This is a genomic window from Pseudomonas azotoformans (assembly GCF_900103345.1).
In the GTDB taxonomy this organism is placed as follows: domain Bacteria; phylum Pseudomonadota; class Gammaproteobacteria; order Pseudomonadales; family Pseudomonadaceae; genus Aquipseudomonas; species Aquipseudomonas azotoformans.
Genome location: NZ_LT629702.1, coordinates 4764270 through 4779283, shown reverse-complemented (window position 1 = coordinate 4779283; position 15014 = coordinate 4764270). Strand labels below are relative to the sequence as shown.

14 protein-coding genes are annotated in these 15014 nt (G+C 61.2%); 9 read left to right on the top strand and 5 right to left on the bottom strand.

Translation table 11 applies throughout. The annotated features are described in order from the left end of the window. Positions 1-41: 41 nt before the first annotated feature. Positions 42-818 (bottom strand): peptidoglycan-binding protein, encoded by a 777-nt coding sequence (locus BLR69_RS21745; protein ID WP_071494744.1) that lies wholly within the window; start codon positions 816-818, stop codon positions 42-44. 135 nt (positions 819-953) lie between these two features. On the opposite strand from BLR69_RS21745, the gene def reads away from it, so the two are divergent. The 5 genes from def (at position 954) to BLR69_RS21720 (ending at position 5516) form a co-directional block, all read left to right on the top strand. Continuing rightward, positions 954-1460 carry a peptide deformylase gene (def, locus tag BLR69_RS21740; protein ID WP_010207739.1) on the top strand — a complete coding sequence of 169 codons (507 nt, stop codon included), beginning with the start codon at positions 954-956 and terminating at the stop codon, positions 1458-1460. Between the two features lie 69 nt (positions 1461-1529). Next, the gene (gene fmt, locus BLR69_RS21735) at positions 1530-2483 is read left to right on the top strand and encodes a methionyl-tRNA formyltransferase (protein WP_071494743.1); all 954 of its coding nucleotides are present in this window, start codon (positions 1530-1532) and stop codon (positions 2481-2483) included. Continuing rightward, positions 2480-3790 carry a 16S rRNA (cytosine(967)-C(5))-methyltransferase RsmB gene (rsmB, locus tag BLR69_RS21730; protein ID WP_071494742.1) on the top strand — a complete coding sequence of 437 codons (1311 nt, stop codon included), beginning with the start codon at positions 2480-2482 and terminating at the stop codon, positions 3788-3790. The genes fmt and rsmB overlap by 4 nt, the downstream gene beginning before the upstream one ends. A 22-nt stretch (positions 3791-3812) precedes the next feature. Beyond that, positions 3813-5186, top strand: a complete 1374-nt coding sequence (trkA, locus tag BLR69_RS21725; RefSeq protein WP_071494741.1) for a Trk system potassium transporter TrkA — start codon at positions 3813-3815, stop codon at positions 5184-5186. Between the two features lie 18 nt (positions 5187-5204). Beyond that, positions 5205-5516 (top strand): tetratricopeptide repeat protein, encoded by a 312-nt coding sequence (locus BLR69_RS21720; RefSeq protein WP_071494740.1) that lies wholly within the window; start codon positions 5205-5207, stop codon positions 5514-5516. Positions 5517-5650: 134 nt separating this feature from the next. Here BLR69_RS21720 and BLR69_RS21715 read toward each other — a convergent pair whose 3' ends face one another. Continuing rightward, entirely contained in the window at positions 5651-6538 is an 888-nt protein-coding gene (locus tag BLR69_RS21715) for a lysophospholipid acyltransferase (protein WP_071490897.1), read from the bottom strand. A gap of 40 nt (positions 6539-6578) precedes the next feature. Next, complete coding sequence (locus tag BLR69_RS21710; protein WP_071494739.1) at positions 6579-7136, bottom strand: DNA-3-methyladenine glycosylase I; 558 nt, start codon at positions 7134-7136, stop codon at positions 6579-6581. Positions 7137-7217: 81 nt separating this feature from the next. On the opposite strand from BLR69_RS21710, the gene glyQ reads away from it, so the two are divergent. The 4 genes from glyQ (at position 7218) to BLR69_RS21690 (ending at position 11614) form a co-directional block, all read left to right on the top strand. After that, a complete protein-coding gene (gene glyQ / locus BLR69_RS21705; RefSeq protein ID WP_003187265.1) occupies positions 7218-8171 on the top strand; it encodes a glycine--tRNA ligase subunit alpha in 954 nt (317 codons plus the stop codon). Beyond that, positions 8168-10222: a glycine--tRNA ligase subunit beta gene (gene glyS / locus BLR69_RS21700; protein ID WP_071494738.1), complete on the top strand. Its 2055-nt coding sequence runs from the start codon at positions 8168-8170 to the stop codon at positions 10220-10222. The genes glyQ and glyS overlap by 4 nt, the downstream gene beginning before the upstream one ends. Positions 10223-10224: 2 nt before the next feature. Continuing rightward, a complete protein-coding gene (gene gmhB, locus BLR69_RS21695; protein WP_166794292.1) occupies positions 10225-10761 on the top strand; it encodes a D-glycero-beta-D-manno-heptose 1,7-bisphosphate 7-phosphatase in 537 nt (178 codons plus the stop codon). 82 nt (positions 10762-10843) lie between these two features. Continuing rightward, complete coding sequence (locus BLR69_RS21690; RefSeq protein ID WP_058424373.1) at positions 10844-11614, top strand: lysophospholipid acyltransferase family protein; 771 nt, start codon at positions 10844-10846, stop codon at positions 11612-11614. Between the two features lie 182 nt (positions 11615-11796). On the opposite strand, the gene BLR69_RS21685 is transcribed toward BLR69_RS21690, so the two are convergent. Beyond that, positions 11797-14076, bottom strand: a complete 2280-nt coding sequence (locus tag BLR69_RS21685) for a CHASE2 domain-containing protein (RefSeq protein ID WP_071494737.1) — start codon at positions 14074-14076, stop codon at positions 11797-11799. Between the two features lie 3 nt (positions 14077-14079). Then, on the bottom strand, positions 14080-14937 hold the full coding sequence (locus BLR69_RS21680; RefSeq protein ID WP_071494819.1) for a FecR family protein: 858 nt from the start codon (positions 14935-14937) through the stop codon (positions 14080-14082). Between the last annotated feature and the right edge of the window lie 77 nt (positions 14938-15014).

Here is a 15014-nt window from a genome sequence, read left to right as displayed (position 1 = left end):
AGCTGTGGATAACTCTGTTGGTAACTTATTTAGCAACCTATTCATTGTGTTTGACGCGCAGTCTCGAAACGGTCCATCACCGCCAGGGGTCGCGAGGCATTGAGGATCAGGCCGTAACTGAGCTTTTCGTAGGTGCGAAATACCAGCAGGGTGCCGGCGCGCTCATCGGGGAGTCGGGTCGGCGTGCCGGTGAGGCTGTCACGCACGGTGGCGCCCATCTTGATCACGCTGAGCAGTTGGCCTTCGACCAGGCCGTCGCGGCGACCTTTGTTCAGGGTGACCGCATCGAGCACGCCGATCTGAGTGACACCCTTGGGGATATCGATGATGTGCCCTTCGATGAAGGGCGCGGCTGAAATAACCTCAAGGGTGGCCAGATCGACAGGAGATTGCGCGCGTAGCAGGCGGTCACCCGGGCGCACCTCCTGGGTCACTCGCTGCACAGCCAGGGTGGTGAGGTCGCCAGCCGTGACGAAACGGGCCGTGCCGATATCGTCGGCGTTGATGCCCAGCATCTCCTGGGTCTGCGGATCGGTGTAGGCCTTGCCGCGTCGGAATATTCCGTAATGGGGTTGGGAAGGGTCCAGGTTGCCCCTGGCATGCACCCGCTCACCGTTGGCCCCCAGCACTCGACCCGCATCAGCGGCAACAATGTACGGCGCGCTGTCCAGGTCCTGTGGCGAATCAAGAATGCGGTTGTGCAGTAAAAAGCGCTGGATGGCCTGTTGTGTCGATTGATCCAGGCGCTGGACGGGCTGGGGCAGCAGGGCCATGGCGAAGGGGGCCCACAGCAGCAAGACGAGTAGCGATTTCCTCATGGGGTGAATCTCCTTTATTATGTGCGTTCGCGTGAAATGCCAGGGCCTTCGCGGCTTCGGGGCGTTTCACACCGGCTGTCTGGGTCCATCCCGACGCCGATTTGCCTTTACCTCACATGTGCAGCAATTACGCTTATGGCTATTTTGAACATCCTCGAATTTCCCGACTCGCGCCTGCGCACGATCGCCAAGCCGGTGGCCGTAGTGGACGACAAGGTTCGTCAGTTGGTCGATGACATGTTTGAAACAATGTATGAAGCCCCGGGCATCGGCCTCGCCGCGACCCAGGTCAACGTGCATCTTCGCGTCGTGGTCATGGACCTGTCGGAGGATCGCAGCGAACCGAAGGTGTACATCAACCCCGAGTTCGAACCACTGACCGACGAGATGGGCGAGTACCAGGAAGGCTGCCTGTCGGTGCCGGAGTTCTATGAGAACGTCGAGCGCCCGCTGCGCGTGAAGATCAAGGCCCTGGACCGCGACGGCAAGCCGTTCGAGCTGATTGCCGAAGGCCTGCTGGCGGTGTGCATCCAGCACGAATGCGACCACCTCAACGGCAAGCTGTTTGTCGATTACCTGTCCACGCTCAAGCGCGACCGGATCAAGAAGAAGCTGGAAAAAAAGCATCGCCAGCAAGCTTGATGCCCTTCTTCCAAAGGCTTGCTGCGGCAAGCCTTTTTCTTTTGTGACTGCTTTTAACCGAGACCTCCCATGACCGAGCCACTGCGCATTGTTTTTGCCGGCACTCCAGAATTTGCCGCCGAACACCTCAAGGCCCTGCTTGCCAGCCCTTATGACATCGTCGCGGTGTACACCCAGCCGGATCGCCCGGCCGGTCGCGGGCAAAAACTGATGCCAAGCCCGGTCAAGCAACTGGCGCTGGAGCACAACATCCCCGTGCTGCAACCGCCAACCCTGCGCAACGCCGACGCCCAGGCTGAACTGGCGGCGCTGAAGCCGGACCTGTTGGTGGTCGTGGCCTACGGCTTGATCCTGCCGCAAGGGGTGCTGGATATCCCGCGCCTGGGCTGCATCAACAGCCATGCCTCGCTGCTGCCACGCTGGCGCGGTGCGGCGCCGATCCAGCGTGCCGTGGAAGCCGGCGACAGCGAAAGCGGCGTAACCGTGATGCGCATGGAGGCGGGTTTGGACACCGGCCCGATGCTGCTCAAGGTCACCACCCCGATCACCGGCGAAGACACCGGCGGCAGCCTGCACGACCGCCTTGCCGAGCTGGGCCCGCCCGCCGTGATCGAGGCCATCGCCGGCCTGGCCGCCGGCACCCTGGCAGGCGAAGTCCAGGATGACAGCCTGGCCACCTACGCCCACAAACTGAACAAAGACGAAGCGCGCGTCGACTGGAGCCGCCCAGCCGTGGAGCTGGAACGTCTGGTACGCGCCTTCAACCCTTGGCCGGTCTGCCACAGCACGCTCAATGGCGAAGCCGTGAAAGTATTGGCCGCCAAACTCGCCGAGGGCAAAGGCGCTCCCGGCGAGATCATCGGCGCCAGCAAGGACGGCCTGCTGGTCGCCTGCGGCGAGCAGGCGCTGTGCCTGACCCGTCTGCAATTGCCCGGTGGCAAGGCGCTTAATTTCAGCGATTTGTTCAACAGCCGTCGTGAGAAATTTGCCTTGGGCACCGTCCTAGGGGTGGTCGCCCAATGAACCCGCGTCTGGCTGCCGCCAAGGCTCTCGCCGCCGTCATCAACGGCAAGGCGTCGCTGAACAGTTCATTGCCGACCCAGCTGGACAAGGTCGAAGACCGCGATCGCGGTTTCACCCAAGACCTGGCCTTTGGCACCGCCCGCTGGCAGCCACGCTTGTCGGCACTGGCGGCCAAGTTGCTGCAAAAGCCGTTCAAGGCCGCCGATGCGGATGTCGAGGCACTGCTGCTGGTGGGCCTCTATCAGTTGCTCTACACCCGCGTCCCTGCTCACGCCGCGATCGGCGAGACGGTCGGTTGCGCTGACAAACTGAAAAAGCCGTGGGCCAAGGCTCTGCTTAACGCCGTGCTGCGCCGCGCCCAGCGCGAAAGCGAAGCGCTGCTGGCCGAGCTGGAACATGACCCGGTGGTGCGCACCGCTCACCCGCGTTGGCTGCAAAAATCTCTGAAGGCGTTTTGGCCAGAACAATGGGAAACCATCTGCGCAGCCAACAATGCACACCCGCCGATGATCCTGCGGGTCAACCGCCGTCACCACAGCCGGGATGCCTACCTGCAATTGCTCACCGACGCCGGCATCAACGCTACATCCTGTGTGTACAGCATCGACGGCATCGTGCTGGAGGCGGCCACCGATGTGCGCAGCCTGCCAGGCTTTGCCGAAGGCTGGATCAGCGTGCAGGATGAGGCAGCGCAACTGGCGGCCGACCTGCTCGACCTGGCACCTGGCCAACGCGTGCTCGACGCCTGCTGCGCGCCGGGCGGCAAGACCTGTCACATATTGGAGGTCGAAAAAGACCTGGCCGGTGTCGTCGCTGTCGACCTCGAAGCCAAGCGCCTGGTCCGCGTACGCGAAAACCTTGCCCGGCTGGGCCTCAGCGCCGAGCTGATCGCCGCCGATGGCCGTGACACCGCTGCCTGGTGGGATGGCAAACCGTTCCAGCGCATCCTCCTCGATGCTCCGTGCTCCGCCACCGGCGTGATCCGCCGCCACCCAGACATCAAGCTCACCCGCCAACCCGACGACATTGCCGCTCTGGCCGTGCTGCAAGGCGAGTTGCTTGACGCCTTGTGGCCAACCCTGGAAGTCGGCGGCATCCTGCTCTACGCCACCTGCTCCACCTTGCCGACGGAAAACACCGAGGTGATCGAAGCCTTCCTCGCCCGCACCAGCGGTGCGCGGGAGCTGGATCTCGCCACCTCCGCTGGCATCAAGCAGCCCCACGGCCGCCAGTTGCTCGCGCAAGAAGGCGGACACGATGGCTTCTACTACGCCAAACTGATCAAGATCGCCGCCGCGTGCGGCTGAATGGTTTAAAGGGAGTGACCGGATGAAAATCATCATCCTTGGGGCAGGGCAGGTTGGCGGTACGTTGGCCGAACATTTGGCCAGCGAAGCCAACGACATCACCGTGGTCGACACCGATGCCGAGCGCCTGCGCAACCTTGGCGACCGCCTCGATATCCGCACCGTACAAGGCCGCGCATCGTTCCCGACGGTGCTGCGCCAGGCCGGCGCGGATGACGCCGACATGCTGGTCGCCGTGACCAACAGCGACGAAACCAACATGGTCGCCTGCCAGGTCGCCCACACCCTGTTCCACACCCCGACCAAGATCGCCCGCGTACGCGAAGCGGCCTACCTGACCCGCGCCGGGCTGTTCGACAACGATGCGATTCCGGTGGACGTGCTGATCAGCCCGGAACAGGTGGTGACCCACTACATCAAGCGCCTGATCGAGATTCCGGGCGCCTTGCAGGTCATCGACTTCGCCGGCGGCAAGGCGCAACTGGTTGCAGTGAAGGCCTACTACGGCGGCCCGCTGGTGGGCCAGCAACTGCGTCAGCTGCGTGAGCACATGCCGAATGTGGAAACCCGCGTAGCCGCGATTTTCCGCCGTGACCGCCCGATCCTGCCCCAGGGCGATACGGTGATCGAGGCTGACGACGAAGTATTTTTCATCGCCGCCAAGGCGAATATTCGCGCGGTCATGAGTGAGATGCGCCGTCTCGATGAGACCTACAAGCGCATCGTCATCGCCGGCGGCGGGCAAATCGGCGAGCGTTTGGCCGAAGCCATCGAAAGCCGCTACCAGGTGAAGATCATCGAGATGAGCCCGGCACGTTGCCGGCATTTGTCCGACACCCTGGACAGCACCGTCGTACTGCAAGGCAGCGCCTCGGACCGCGACCTGCTGATGGAAGAAAACATCGCCGACGCCGATATCTTCCTGGCGCTGACCAACGATGACGAAGCCAACATCATGTCTTCGTTGCTGGCCAAGCGGCTGGGGGCGAAGAAGGTGATGACCATCATCAACAATCCGGCCTACGTGGACCTGATCCAGGGCGGCGACATCGACATCGCTATCAGCCCGCAATTGGCGACCATCGGCACCTTGCTCGCCCACGTGCGCCGTGGCGATATCGTCAGCGTGCACTCCCTGCGCCGGGGCGCGGCGGAAGCCATCGAGGCGATTGCCCACGGTGACTCGAAGTCGAGCAAGGTGATCGGCAAGGCCATCCGCGATATCGGCTTGCCGCCGGGCACCACCATTGGCGCCATCATCCGTGACGAAGAGGTGATCATTGCCCACGACGATACGATGATCGCCACGGGTGACCATGTGATTCTGTTCCTGGTGGACAAGAAACATATTCGCGATGTGGAGAAGTTGTTCCACGTGGGGTTGAGTTTTTTCTGATCGAACGGAGTGGCCGACATGCTCGAATCCCTGGAAAAAATGCTCGCCAAGGGCGTGGATAACTCACTGCTGCGCTTTGGTTTGGGCAAGGGCTATCTGGACCTGAAGGACAACGCCAAGGCGGCGGAGCATTTGAGCAAGTGCGTCGAGTTCGACCCGAAGTATTCGGCGGCGTGGAAGTTGTTGGGCAAGGCGCTGTTGGGGTTGGAAGATCGTGCAGCGGCGCGGCTGGCGTGGGAGAAGGGGATAGAAGCGGCGCTTGCTCACGGCGACAAGCAGGCAGAGAAAGAGATGACCGTGTTCCTGAAAAAACTCGACCGCCAAGCCTGAGCGCAATTCAAATGTGGGAGGGGGCTTGCCCCCGATGGCAGTGTGTCAGTCGATACCTATTTGACTGAGCAACCGCTATCGGGGGCAAGCCCCCTCCCACATTTGGTTCAACACTCGTCTTGAGGCAGTGGCAGTCAGTACCAGCGCTCTTCACCCGGCGGGCGTTTCTTGAAGCGCTTCATGCTCCACATGTACTGGCTCGGGTAGGCACCGACGTAACGCTCCACCACCTTGCTCATCGCCGCGCAGGACGTGGCGGTGTCGGTGCTGTACATGTCTTCCGGCGCCGCTTCCAAAATCACCTTGTAGCCCGAGCCATCCGGCAACCGCAGTGCATGCAGGAACACGCCCACCGCCTTGTGGCCGGCGAGCATGTTCGGCACGAACTTGCTGGTGAGCGCCTGGGTGGCGAAGAACGGCACGAAGATCCCGGCGGATTCGGCCGGCTCCGGGTCGGCAGGGATACCGACCTGGCCGCCTTTGCGCACTTCCTTGATCACACTGAGGATGCCTTCCTTGGTCGACGCCGCCACGCGGTTGCCCAGTTGCACGCGCTGCTTGCGCAGCAGTTCATCCACCGCCTTGAGCTTGGGCGGGCGGTAGAAAATGATCGGCTTGCACTGGCTGCAATAGAAGTGGTTGAGCACTTCCCAGTTGCCCAGGTGGCTGGTGATGCCCACCACGCCTTTGCCCGAGGCCAGGGCTTCGTGCAGCACTTCCAGGCCTTCGACTTCACGCACCAGGTCGATGGAGCGCTGGGCCGGCCAGATCCAGGCGCAGGCGCTTTCGGTCAGGGACTTGCCGATGTCCATCAGGCTCTGGCCGACCAGGCGCTCACGGGCGGCAGGATCCATGTCCGGGAAGCACTTGGAAAGGTTGATCCGCACCGTGTCGCGGGAGCGGTTGGGGGTTTTCCACATGATCCAGCCGATGGCCGTGCCAACCGCCTGGACAGCGCGCCAGGGCAGCAGGGCAAACAACCGCAGAGCGCCTACCAGCAAGGCGCCTTTAAACTTTTCCACAGGTCACTCCTGATCGTGTGTGGTGCGCAAAGCGCGCATTCTAACCGGCGTTGACCAAGTCCGCGTAACGGTCGCAGTCCTGAGTGTGGTCCATGACCATGCCCGAGGCCTGCATGAAGGCGTAGCAAATGGTCGGTCCGACGAAGGTGAATCCGGCTTTTTTCAAGGCTTTGCTCATGGCTTCGGCCTCGGGCGTGATCGCCGGGACTTCGCTGCGGTCCTTGAAGTGATTGACCTTGGGTTTGCCGCCGACGAAGGACCAGAGCAAACCCACCGGGTCCTCCAGCGCCAGCCAGGCTGCGGCATTGCGTCGGGTGGCATTGAGTTTCAGGCGATTACGCACGATGCCCGGATCGAGCATCAGCGCTTCGATCTCGGCGTCGCTCAATTGGGCCAACCGCTGCGCATCAAAACCGAACAAGACCTTCCGATAATGCTCGCGTTTGCGTAAAACGGTGATCCAGGACAGGCCCGCCTGGAACCCTTCGAGCAAAAGCAACTCGAACAAACCCTGCGCATCGCGCAGCGGCGTTCCCCACTCCTGATCGTGATAAGCCATGTACAGCGGATCTTCAGAACACCAAAAGCAGCGTGGCATAAGGCTCCAGGGAGTGGTGGCGGGGCCGAATCGGGTATACTCCCGCTCTTTAAATCGCAGCCCAAGTAACAGGTGAATTTCGTGAGCCAGCCTACGCCAGCCGTGCGTACCTTCCAAGACTTGATCCTCGCCCTCCAGCAATACTGGGCCGAGCAAGGTTGTGTGGTACTTCAGCCCTACGATATGGAAGTAGGCGCCGGCACTTTCCACACCGCTACATTCTTGCGGGCCATCGGCCCGGAAACCTGGAACGCCGCTTATGTGCAGCCCAGTCGTCGCCCGACTGACGGCCGCTACGGCGAAAACCCGAACCGTCTGCAGCATTACTACCAGTTCCAGGTGGTACTGAAGCCGAACCCGGACAACTTCCAGGAACTGTACCTGGGCTCGCTCAAACACGTAGGCCTGGACCCATTGGTCCACGACATCCGTTTCGTCGAAGACAACTGGGAATCGCCGACCCTGGGTGCCTGGGGCCTGGGCTGGGAAGTCTGGCTCAACGGCATGGAAGTGACGCAGTTCACTTACTTCCAGCAGGCCGGTGGTATCGAGTGCTACCCGGTGACCGGCGAAATCACCTACGGTCTCGAGCGCCTGGCCATGTACCTGCAGGGCGTGGACTCGGTCTACGACCTGGTGTGGGCTGACGGCCCGTTCGGCAAGGTCACCTACGGCGACGTGTTCCACCAGAACGAAGTGGAGCAGTCCACCTACAACTTCGAACACGCCAACGTCGACAAGCTGTTCGAACTGTTCGACTTCTATGAAAGCGAAGCCAAGCGGCTGATCGAACTCGACCAGCCGCTGCCGTTGCCGAGCTATGAAATGGTGTTGAAGGCGTCCCATACCTTCAACCTGCTGGACGCGCGCCGTGCCATCTCGGTAACCGCGCGCCAGCAATACATCCTGCGTGTACGCACCCTGGCGCGTTCCGTCGCCCAAGCCTACCTGCTGGCTCGCGCCAAGCTGGGCTTCCCGATGGCCACCCCGGACCTGCGTGATGAAGTGTTGGCTAAGCTGGAGGCTGCACAATGAGTGCTCAAGATTTCCTGGTTGAACTGGGCACCGAAGAGCTGCCACCCAAGGCACTGAACACCCTGGCCGATGCGTTCCTGGCCGGTATCGAAAAGGGCCTGCAAACCGCCGGCCTGAAGTTCGCCTCGAAAAAAGTCTACGCTGCGCCGCGCCGCCTGGCCGTGTTGCTGACCGCACTGGAAACCCAGCAGCCGGACCGCAGCATCAACCTCGACGGCCCACCGCGCCAGGCGGCCTTTGACGCCGAAGGCAACCCGACCCAGGCGGCCCTGGGTTTCGCCAAGAAATGTGGCGTGGAACTGAGCGAGATCGACCAGAGCGGGCCGAAACTGCGGTTCAGCCAGGTCATCACCGGCAAGCCGACCGCCAGCCTGTTGCCGACCATCGTTGAAGATTCGCTGAACGATTTGCCGATCCCGAAGCGCATGCGCTGGGGTGCACGCAAGGAAGAATTCGTACGTCCGACCCAATGGCTGGTGATGCTGCTCGGTGACCAGGTCATCGACTGCACCATCCTCGCCCAGAAGGCCGGCCGTGATTCCCGTGGCCACCGCTTCCACCATCCAGAAGCCGTGCGCATCACTGCGCCGGCCAACTACCTCAACGACCTGCGCGCAGCCTATGTGCTGGCGGATGCCAACGAGCGTCGCGAGCTGATCAGCAAGCGCACTGAGGAATTGGCCCGCTTGCAGGAAGGCACTGCCATCGTGCCGCCAAACCTGCTGGACGAAGTGACCGCGCTGGTTGAATGGCCGGTGCCGCTGGTGTGTTCGTTCGAGGAGCGTTTCCTCGACGTACCGCAGGAAGCCCTGATCACCACCATGCAGGACAACCAGAAGTACTTCTGCCTGCTGGACGTGGACGGCAAGTTGCTGCCGCGCTTCATTACCGTGGCCAACATCGAGAGCAAGGACCCGCAGCAGATCATCGCTGGTAACGAGAAAGTCGTACGCCCGCGCCTGACCGACGCCGAGTTCTTCTTCAAGCAAGACAAGAAGCAGAAGCTGGAAGACTTCAACCTGCGCCTGCAGAACGTGGTGTTCCAGGAAAAACTCGGCAGCGTGTACGACAAGGCCGTACGGGTTTCCAAGCTGGCCGCCTACATTGCACCGCGCATTGGTGGTGATTCCGCCTGGGCTGCACGTGCAGGCCTGCTGTCCAAGTGCGACCTGGCCACCGAAATGGTCGGCGAGTTCCCGGAGATGCAAGGTGTTGCCGGTTACTACTACGCCCTCAACGACGGCGAGCCGGACGACGTGGCCCTGGCCCTGAACGAGCAGTACATGCCGCGCGGTGCCGGTGCTGAACTGCCAAGCACCCTGACCGGTGCAGCGGTGGCGATCGCCGACAAGCTGGACACCCTCGTGGGTATCTTCGGTATCGGCATGCTGCCAACCGGCAGCAAAGACCCGTATGCCTTGCGCCGTGCCGCCCTGGGCGTGCTGCGCATCCTGATCGACAAGAAGCTGGATCTCGACCTGACCCAGGCCGTGGTGTTCGCCGTCGGCCAGTTCGGTGCCAAGGTCAAGCAGGCCGGCCTGGCCGAGCAAGTGCTGGAGTTCGTGTTCGACCGCCTGCGCGCGCGTTACGAAGACGAAGGCGTGGACGTGTCGGTGTACTTGTCGGTACGTGCCCTGCAGCCGGGCTCGGCGCTGGACTTCGACCAGCGCGTACAAGCCGTGCAGGCGTTCCGCAAGCTGCCGGAAGCGGATGCCCTGGCCGCCGTGAACAAGCGTGTGTCGAACCTGCTGAGCAAGGCCGAAGGCCTGGGCAACGCTGACGTCGACCCTGGCCTGTTTGCCGATGCCAAGGAGTTCTCGCTGAACTCAGCCATCGCCAAGGCCGAAAACGCAGTGAAACCGCTGATCGCTGAGCGCAACTACGCCGAAGCATTGGCGCGCCTGGCCACGTTGCGTGAGCCGGTGGACGCGTTCTTCGAAGCGGTGATGATCAATGCCGACGATGCCGGTGTGCGGAAAAACCGCTACGCCATGCTGGCGCGCTTGCGTGGCTTGTTCGTCAACATCGCTGACATTTCGACGCTGAGCTGACCATGGTGAAACTGCTGATTCTCGATCGGGACGGGGTGATCAACTACGACTCCGACGCTTACATCAAGTCGGTGGCGGAATGGATTCCACTGCCCGGCTCGATCGAGGCCATCGCGCAGTTGAGCAAAGCTGGCTGGACGGTGGCCATCGCCACCAACCAGTCCGGCATCGCCCGTGGTTACTACGACATCGCCACCCTGGACGCCATGCACGCACGCCTGCGCGCACTGGTGGCCGAGAAGGGCGGTGAGGTGGGGCTGGTGGTGTACTGCCCCCACGGGCCGGATGAGGGCTGCGATTGCCGCAAACCCAAACCCGGCATGTTGAAAACCATTGCAGAACATTACAAGGTGCCCTTGGCTGGGCTATGGTTCGTCGGGGACAGCCTCGGTGACCTGGAGGCGGCCAAAGCCGTCGACTCTCAGCCAGTTTTGGTCAAGACCGGGAAAGGCGAAAAGACCCAGGCGAAAAACCTGCCGGTAGGCACCTTGATTTTTGACGATCTGGCGGCCGTTGCCGCAGAACTTATCAACAACTAGCCGCCCTCGACTTCCTGACCAAGGACTGTTCGGGAGTGCGCTTTTAACAGGCGGGCATTGTCCCGCAACGGTAAATGCCGCCATGTCGATTTTGCAGGCCATCAGAACCTTCTTCTTTTACCTGCTGCTGGGCACCAGTTCGTTTCTCTGGTGCACCCTGAGCTTTTTTATTGCGCCCTTTTTGCCGTTCAAGGCGCGCTATCGCTTCATCAACGTTTACTGGTGCCGCTGCGCGTTGTGGCTGACCAAGGTGTTCCTGAACATCCGCTTCGAGATCAAGGGCGCGGAAAATGTCCCGGACCAGCCCTGCGTGATTCTGTCGAACCACCAGAGCACCTGGGAGACGTTCTTTCTCTCGGCGTACTTCTCGCCCCTGAGCCAGGTGCTCAAGCGTGAGCTGCTGTATGTGCCGTTCTTCGGCTGGGCCATGGCCATGTTGCGTCCGATCGCCATCGACCGCGACAACCCCAAGGCAGCGCTCAAGCACGTGGCCAAGAAGGGCGATGAACTGCTCAAGGATAACGTGTGGGTACTGATCTTCCCGGAAGGGACTCGCGTGCCCTACGGCACCGTAGGCAAGTTCTCACGCGGGGGTACGGCTTTGGCGGTCAACGCCAACCTGCCCGTGCTGCCGATTGCCCATAACGCCGGCAAGTTCTGGCCAAAGACCGGCTGGGCCAAGCGCGAAGGCACCATCACCGTGGTGATTGGCGAACCGATGTACGCAGAAGGTGAAGGCCCACGTGCCATTGCCGCGCTGAATGACCGCGCCCAGGCATGGAATGAAGCGCAGCAACGCGCCATGGGTTCACTGCCGCCAGAGCCGGTTGTAGTCGACACTCCGGTGATCTGAGCATCTGTGGATAACCTGTGTACGGTTTGTTGGCGAATTGTGCTTTTTGAAGCATAACAAGCTGATTTTATTGCATATTTCTCAAGCTCATAAAATCAAGAAAAAGGTGCATAAGTTTTTTCTGCATAAAAAAACCGGTCCTTGCGACCGGTTTTTTATGCACAGCAGAAATGTACGTTTTTTCAGTCTTCCAGCAAGGGTAGTTGCAGGCTGAACGTGGTGCCTTTGCCTACCACGCTTTCGCAATTGATACACCCACCGTGGCGCTCGACGACTGCCTTGACCATGGTCAGCCCCAACCCCAATCCTTCACTACCTTGAGCGGACTCAAAGCGTCTGTATTGGCTGAATAGCTCCGGCAAATCCTCTGCCGCAATCCCCGGCCCCTGGTCACTGATACGGCATTCCAACCAACCTTGCGCACTGCTGTGCCTCAACCTGACAGTGGTACCCGAGGGTGAATACTTGACGGCATTCTCCAGCACGTTGAACAACGCACGGGTGAGCAGTGACTGGTCAGCCGAGACCATGCCCTCGTCGGCCTCATCCAGGTCATGAACCAGGTGGATCCCCTTGAGCTGGGCGATCAGCGCCACCTGATCAAAGGCATCCATCACCAACATGGCAAACAGCGTCGGCTGGAACTGGTAACCGTCAGCTTCGGCTTTCGCCAGTTGCACGAAAGATTCAGTAAGGCCCAAGGCACGGCGAACCTGCTGTTCGATCAGGCCGAAGACCGGGGACTCGCCGTTATGCACATCCAGCAGCGCAAGGATCGCCGAGTGCGGCGCACGCAGGTCGTGGGAAAGGAAGCGCAACATGGTTTCGCGGTGTTGTTGCGCTTCGCGCTCCTTGCTCAAATCCGTGAGGCTCAACAGCCAGCCCAGTGCGACATCACCTTCGGCCGGCAGCAAGGGCGCCAATTCCATGCGCAGGCTGCGTTGGTGGATGTCGCGGAATTCGACCAGCTCCAGCGCGGAGAGGGCGGGGCGCACACCATTGTGCAGCGGCGGGTAGCCCAGGTCGGCCAATTGCTCCAGCAGGTTTTCGGTGACCAGATCATTGCCGAACACTTCGCGGGCAATGCGGTTGGCCAGCAGGATGTTGCCCTTGGGGTCGGTGATCAGCGTCGCCACCGGCAGGCACTCCAGGCCATCGGCCATGAAGCGCCGCGTATCGCGAGTACGGCTTACGGCCTGCTCAAGGGCAAAGATACGCGCTTGCAGTACGTCGCCTTTGCTGGCGGGCGCACGGCGGCGTTCGGGCAGGACTTTGGGTTCATTGTCCAGGCGCGCCAGCTCCCAGCCGAAGTAGGCGAGGATCACACTGAGGCGGCGCCAGTTCCAGATCAGGTAGCTGAGCAACAAGCCGATCAGACAGGCCGCAGGCGACCACCAGTGGCCCAGGCGCAATAGAGCCAGGGAGCTGACTAATGCGACGGCCATGCAACCCAGCGTCATCCACAGCGCATAGCGCGGGCGATAGAGCAGCAGGCCCAATAGCAATGCCACTAACGAGGTTGCCATCAAGGCCGCGAGCCAGCCTGGCAGATCAACGATGCTGCGGCCTTGAAGCAAGCCATTCAGCACGTTGGCCTGGATCTCTACGCCTGCCGTAGTGCCCACCGTCGAAGACAGAGGTGTGACGAAACGATCGCCCATCCCGGAGGCTGTCGACCCCACCAGGATCAAACGACCACGTAGTTGCTCGGGAGCGACTTCACCACGCAGTACGCTGGCGTAAGACACGCTGGGAAAATGGGTATGAGGTGCAATGAACGGGATGCGGATAGCGTGTTCCCGATGCCAGTGCTGAGTAATCGGTTGCAGAGGCTCGCCCGGCATTTCAGACAACTCGCCACTCATCTCATAGGCCAACCAGGCCAACTGCGGTGCCGTGGCATCAGGCGGGCCTTCACGCAGGTAGAGGCTGCGGACCACGCCGTCGCTGTCTGCTTCAACATTGATGTGGCCCACGCCTTTGGCGCATTTAAGCAGGGGCATCATCTGCGTGTCCGGTTGGCTGTAGTTCGCAGCACCTTCACGCACCAGGGGTAGCAAGACATTGCCAGCGTTGCAGACCGACTCGGCCAGGCGTTTGTCATGGGTGGGGTCACCGGGCTCACTGAAGATCACATCGAACAGAATGCCTGCCGGTTGCGCGGCGCTTAGACGGTCGATCAGGTCGGCGTGCAGGCTGCGTGGCCAAGGCCATCGTCCGAGCTTTTTAAGGCTGGAATCATCGATCGTCACCAGCAGGATACGTGGATCGACGGGTAGTGGTTCGAGACGACGCAGGCTGTCGTATAACGGATTGTTCAAGGCCAGGCCAGGGCTCAGCGACAGGTAGGCGGTGATAGGCAGCAGTAGCAAACCTATCCACAACCACTCGCGCACCAGACCGTGGAACAGGCGCTGGGCATGGGTGGGTTGTCGTTTTTCGGCCTTGCCCCAGAGCATCATTGGTCAACGTACCTGGGCAGTCGGCGGGTAGTAGAAGATGTCATAGACCCCGGTTTCTCCCTCCAGGCCGTTTTCGTCGTAAGCCGACAAGCGCACGTGATAGAACGAGGCTTTGAGCCCAGTGAAGCTCATTTTCGGCGCGCTGGAAAAGTTTTCCTGTTTGATGTTCATAAAGGATTTGTCGGTGGCGACCTGGGCACGGTAGCGCTGGGCGCCGGGCAATGGCCGAAGGTACAAGCTCCAGACCGGCGCGTCGCCCTTTTGGCCGTCTTGGCCCATGAGCATAGGTGCGGGAAGCAGCTCCACGGGTTTGAGGTCGCCCTGTTTGTTGAAGAGCAGACCCTGGCGGGCGTCAACTTTGATCTCGCCTGTCCGTTCTCGGTTGACGGCTACCTGACCGTCCAACACTTCCAACAGCGATCGCTCAGCGTCATTGCGCACTCGAAAGTGCGTGCCCCGTACGCCCAGCACACCTACCGGCGTCACGATCTGGAAGCGATCATGATCGCTGACGCGCTTGATCACATACGCCTCGGCCTGGCCTTGTTCGAGCACCACCTGGGGAATCGACAGTTTCTTCTCCACGCGCAGCCGCACCTGGGAGTCAGAGGGCAACACTACGCGGGATCCATCACCGAGCAACAGGCTGACAAACGCCGAAGCCGAGGTCTTCACACCTTCCCGTTCATCAATGGTCATGCCTTCCAGCAAGGGAGTTACCGTGCCCTGGATGTCGAGTTTCCAGGCCTTACCGGTGAGATGCTGGACCACGGCAGGCAGAGGCTGGGCTCGGCACAGGAAGTCATCGTTGATGTAAGTTGCACGAACCTTTGTAGCAGCGCCCGCCGAGCCAATCACCATGATCAACAGAGAGGGAAGGGCGCGCCGCAAGCAATTGGAAGGAACAAACATGGCGCTCATAAAGTCAGGTTTCCAGA

Coding starts and splice junctions, on each gene's coding strand:
- BLR69_RS21745 (WP_071494744.1), bottom strand. CDS start 818: ATGAGGAAATCGCTACTCGTCTTGCTGCTGTGGGCCCCCTTCGCCATG.
- BLR69_RS21720 (WP_071494740.1), top strand. CDS start 5,205: ATGCTCGAATCCCTGGAAAAAATGCTCGCCAAGGGCGTGGATAACTCA.
- BLR69_RS21710 (WP_071494739.1), bottom strand. CDS start 7,136: ATGCCACGCTGCTTTTGGTGTTCTGAAGATCCGCTGTACATGGCTTAT.
- BLR69_RS21680 (WP_071494819.1), bottom strand. CDS start 14,937: ATGGTGATTGGCTCGGCGGGCGCTGCTACAAAGGTTCGTGCAACTTAC.
- rsmB (WP_071494742.1), top strand. CDS start 2,480: ATGAACCCGCGTCTGGCTGCCGCCAAGGCTCTCGCCGCCGTCATCAAC.
- fmt (WP_071494743.1), top strand. CDS start 1,530: ATGACCGAGCCACTGCGCATTGTTTTTGCCGGCACTCCAGAATTTGCC.
- BLR69_RS21690 (WP_058424373.1), top strand. CDS start 10,844: ATGTCGATTTTGCAGGCCATCAGAACCTTCTTCTTTTACCTGCTGCTG.
- glyS (WP_071494738.1), top strand. CDS start 8,168: ATGAGTGCTCAAGATTTCCTGGTTGAACTGGGCACCGAAGAGCTGCCA.
- gmhB (WP_166794292.1), top strand. CDS start 10,225: ATGGTGAAACTGCTGATTCTCGATCGGGACGGGGTGATCAACTACGAC.
- trkA (WP_071494741.1), top strand. CDS start 3,813: ATGAAAATCATCATCCTTGGGGCAGGGCAGGTTGGCGGTACGTTGGCC.
- def (WP_010207739.1), top strand. CDS start 954: ATGGCTATTTTGAACATCCTCGAATTTCCCGACTCGCGCCTGCGCACG.
- BLR69_RS21685 (WP_071494737.1), bottom strand. CDS start 14,076: ATGATGCTCTGGGGCAAGGCCGAAAAACGACAACCCACCCATGCCCAG.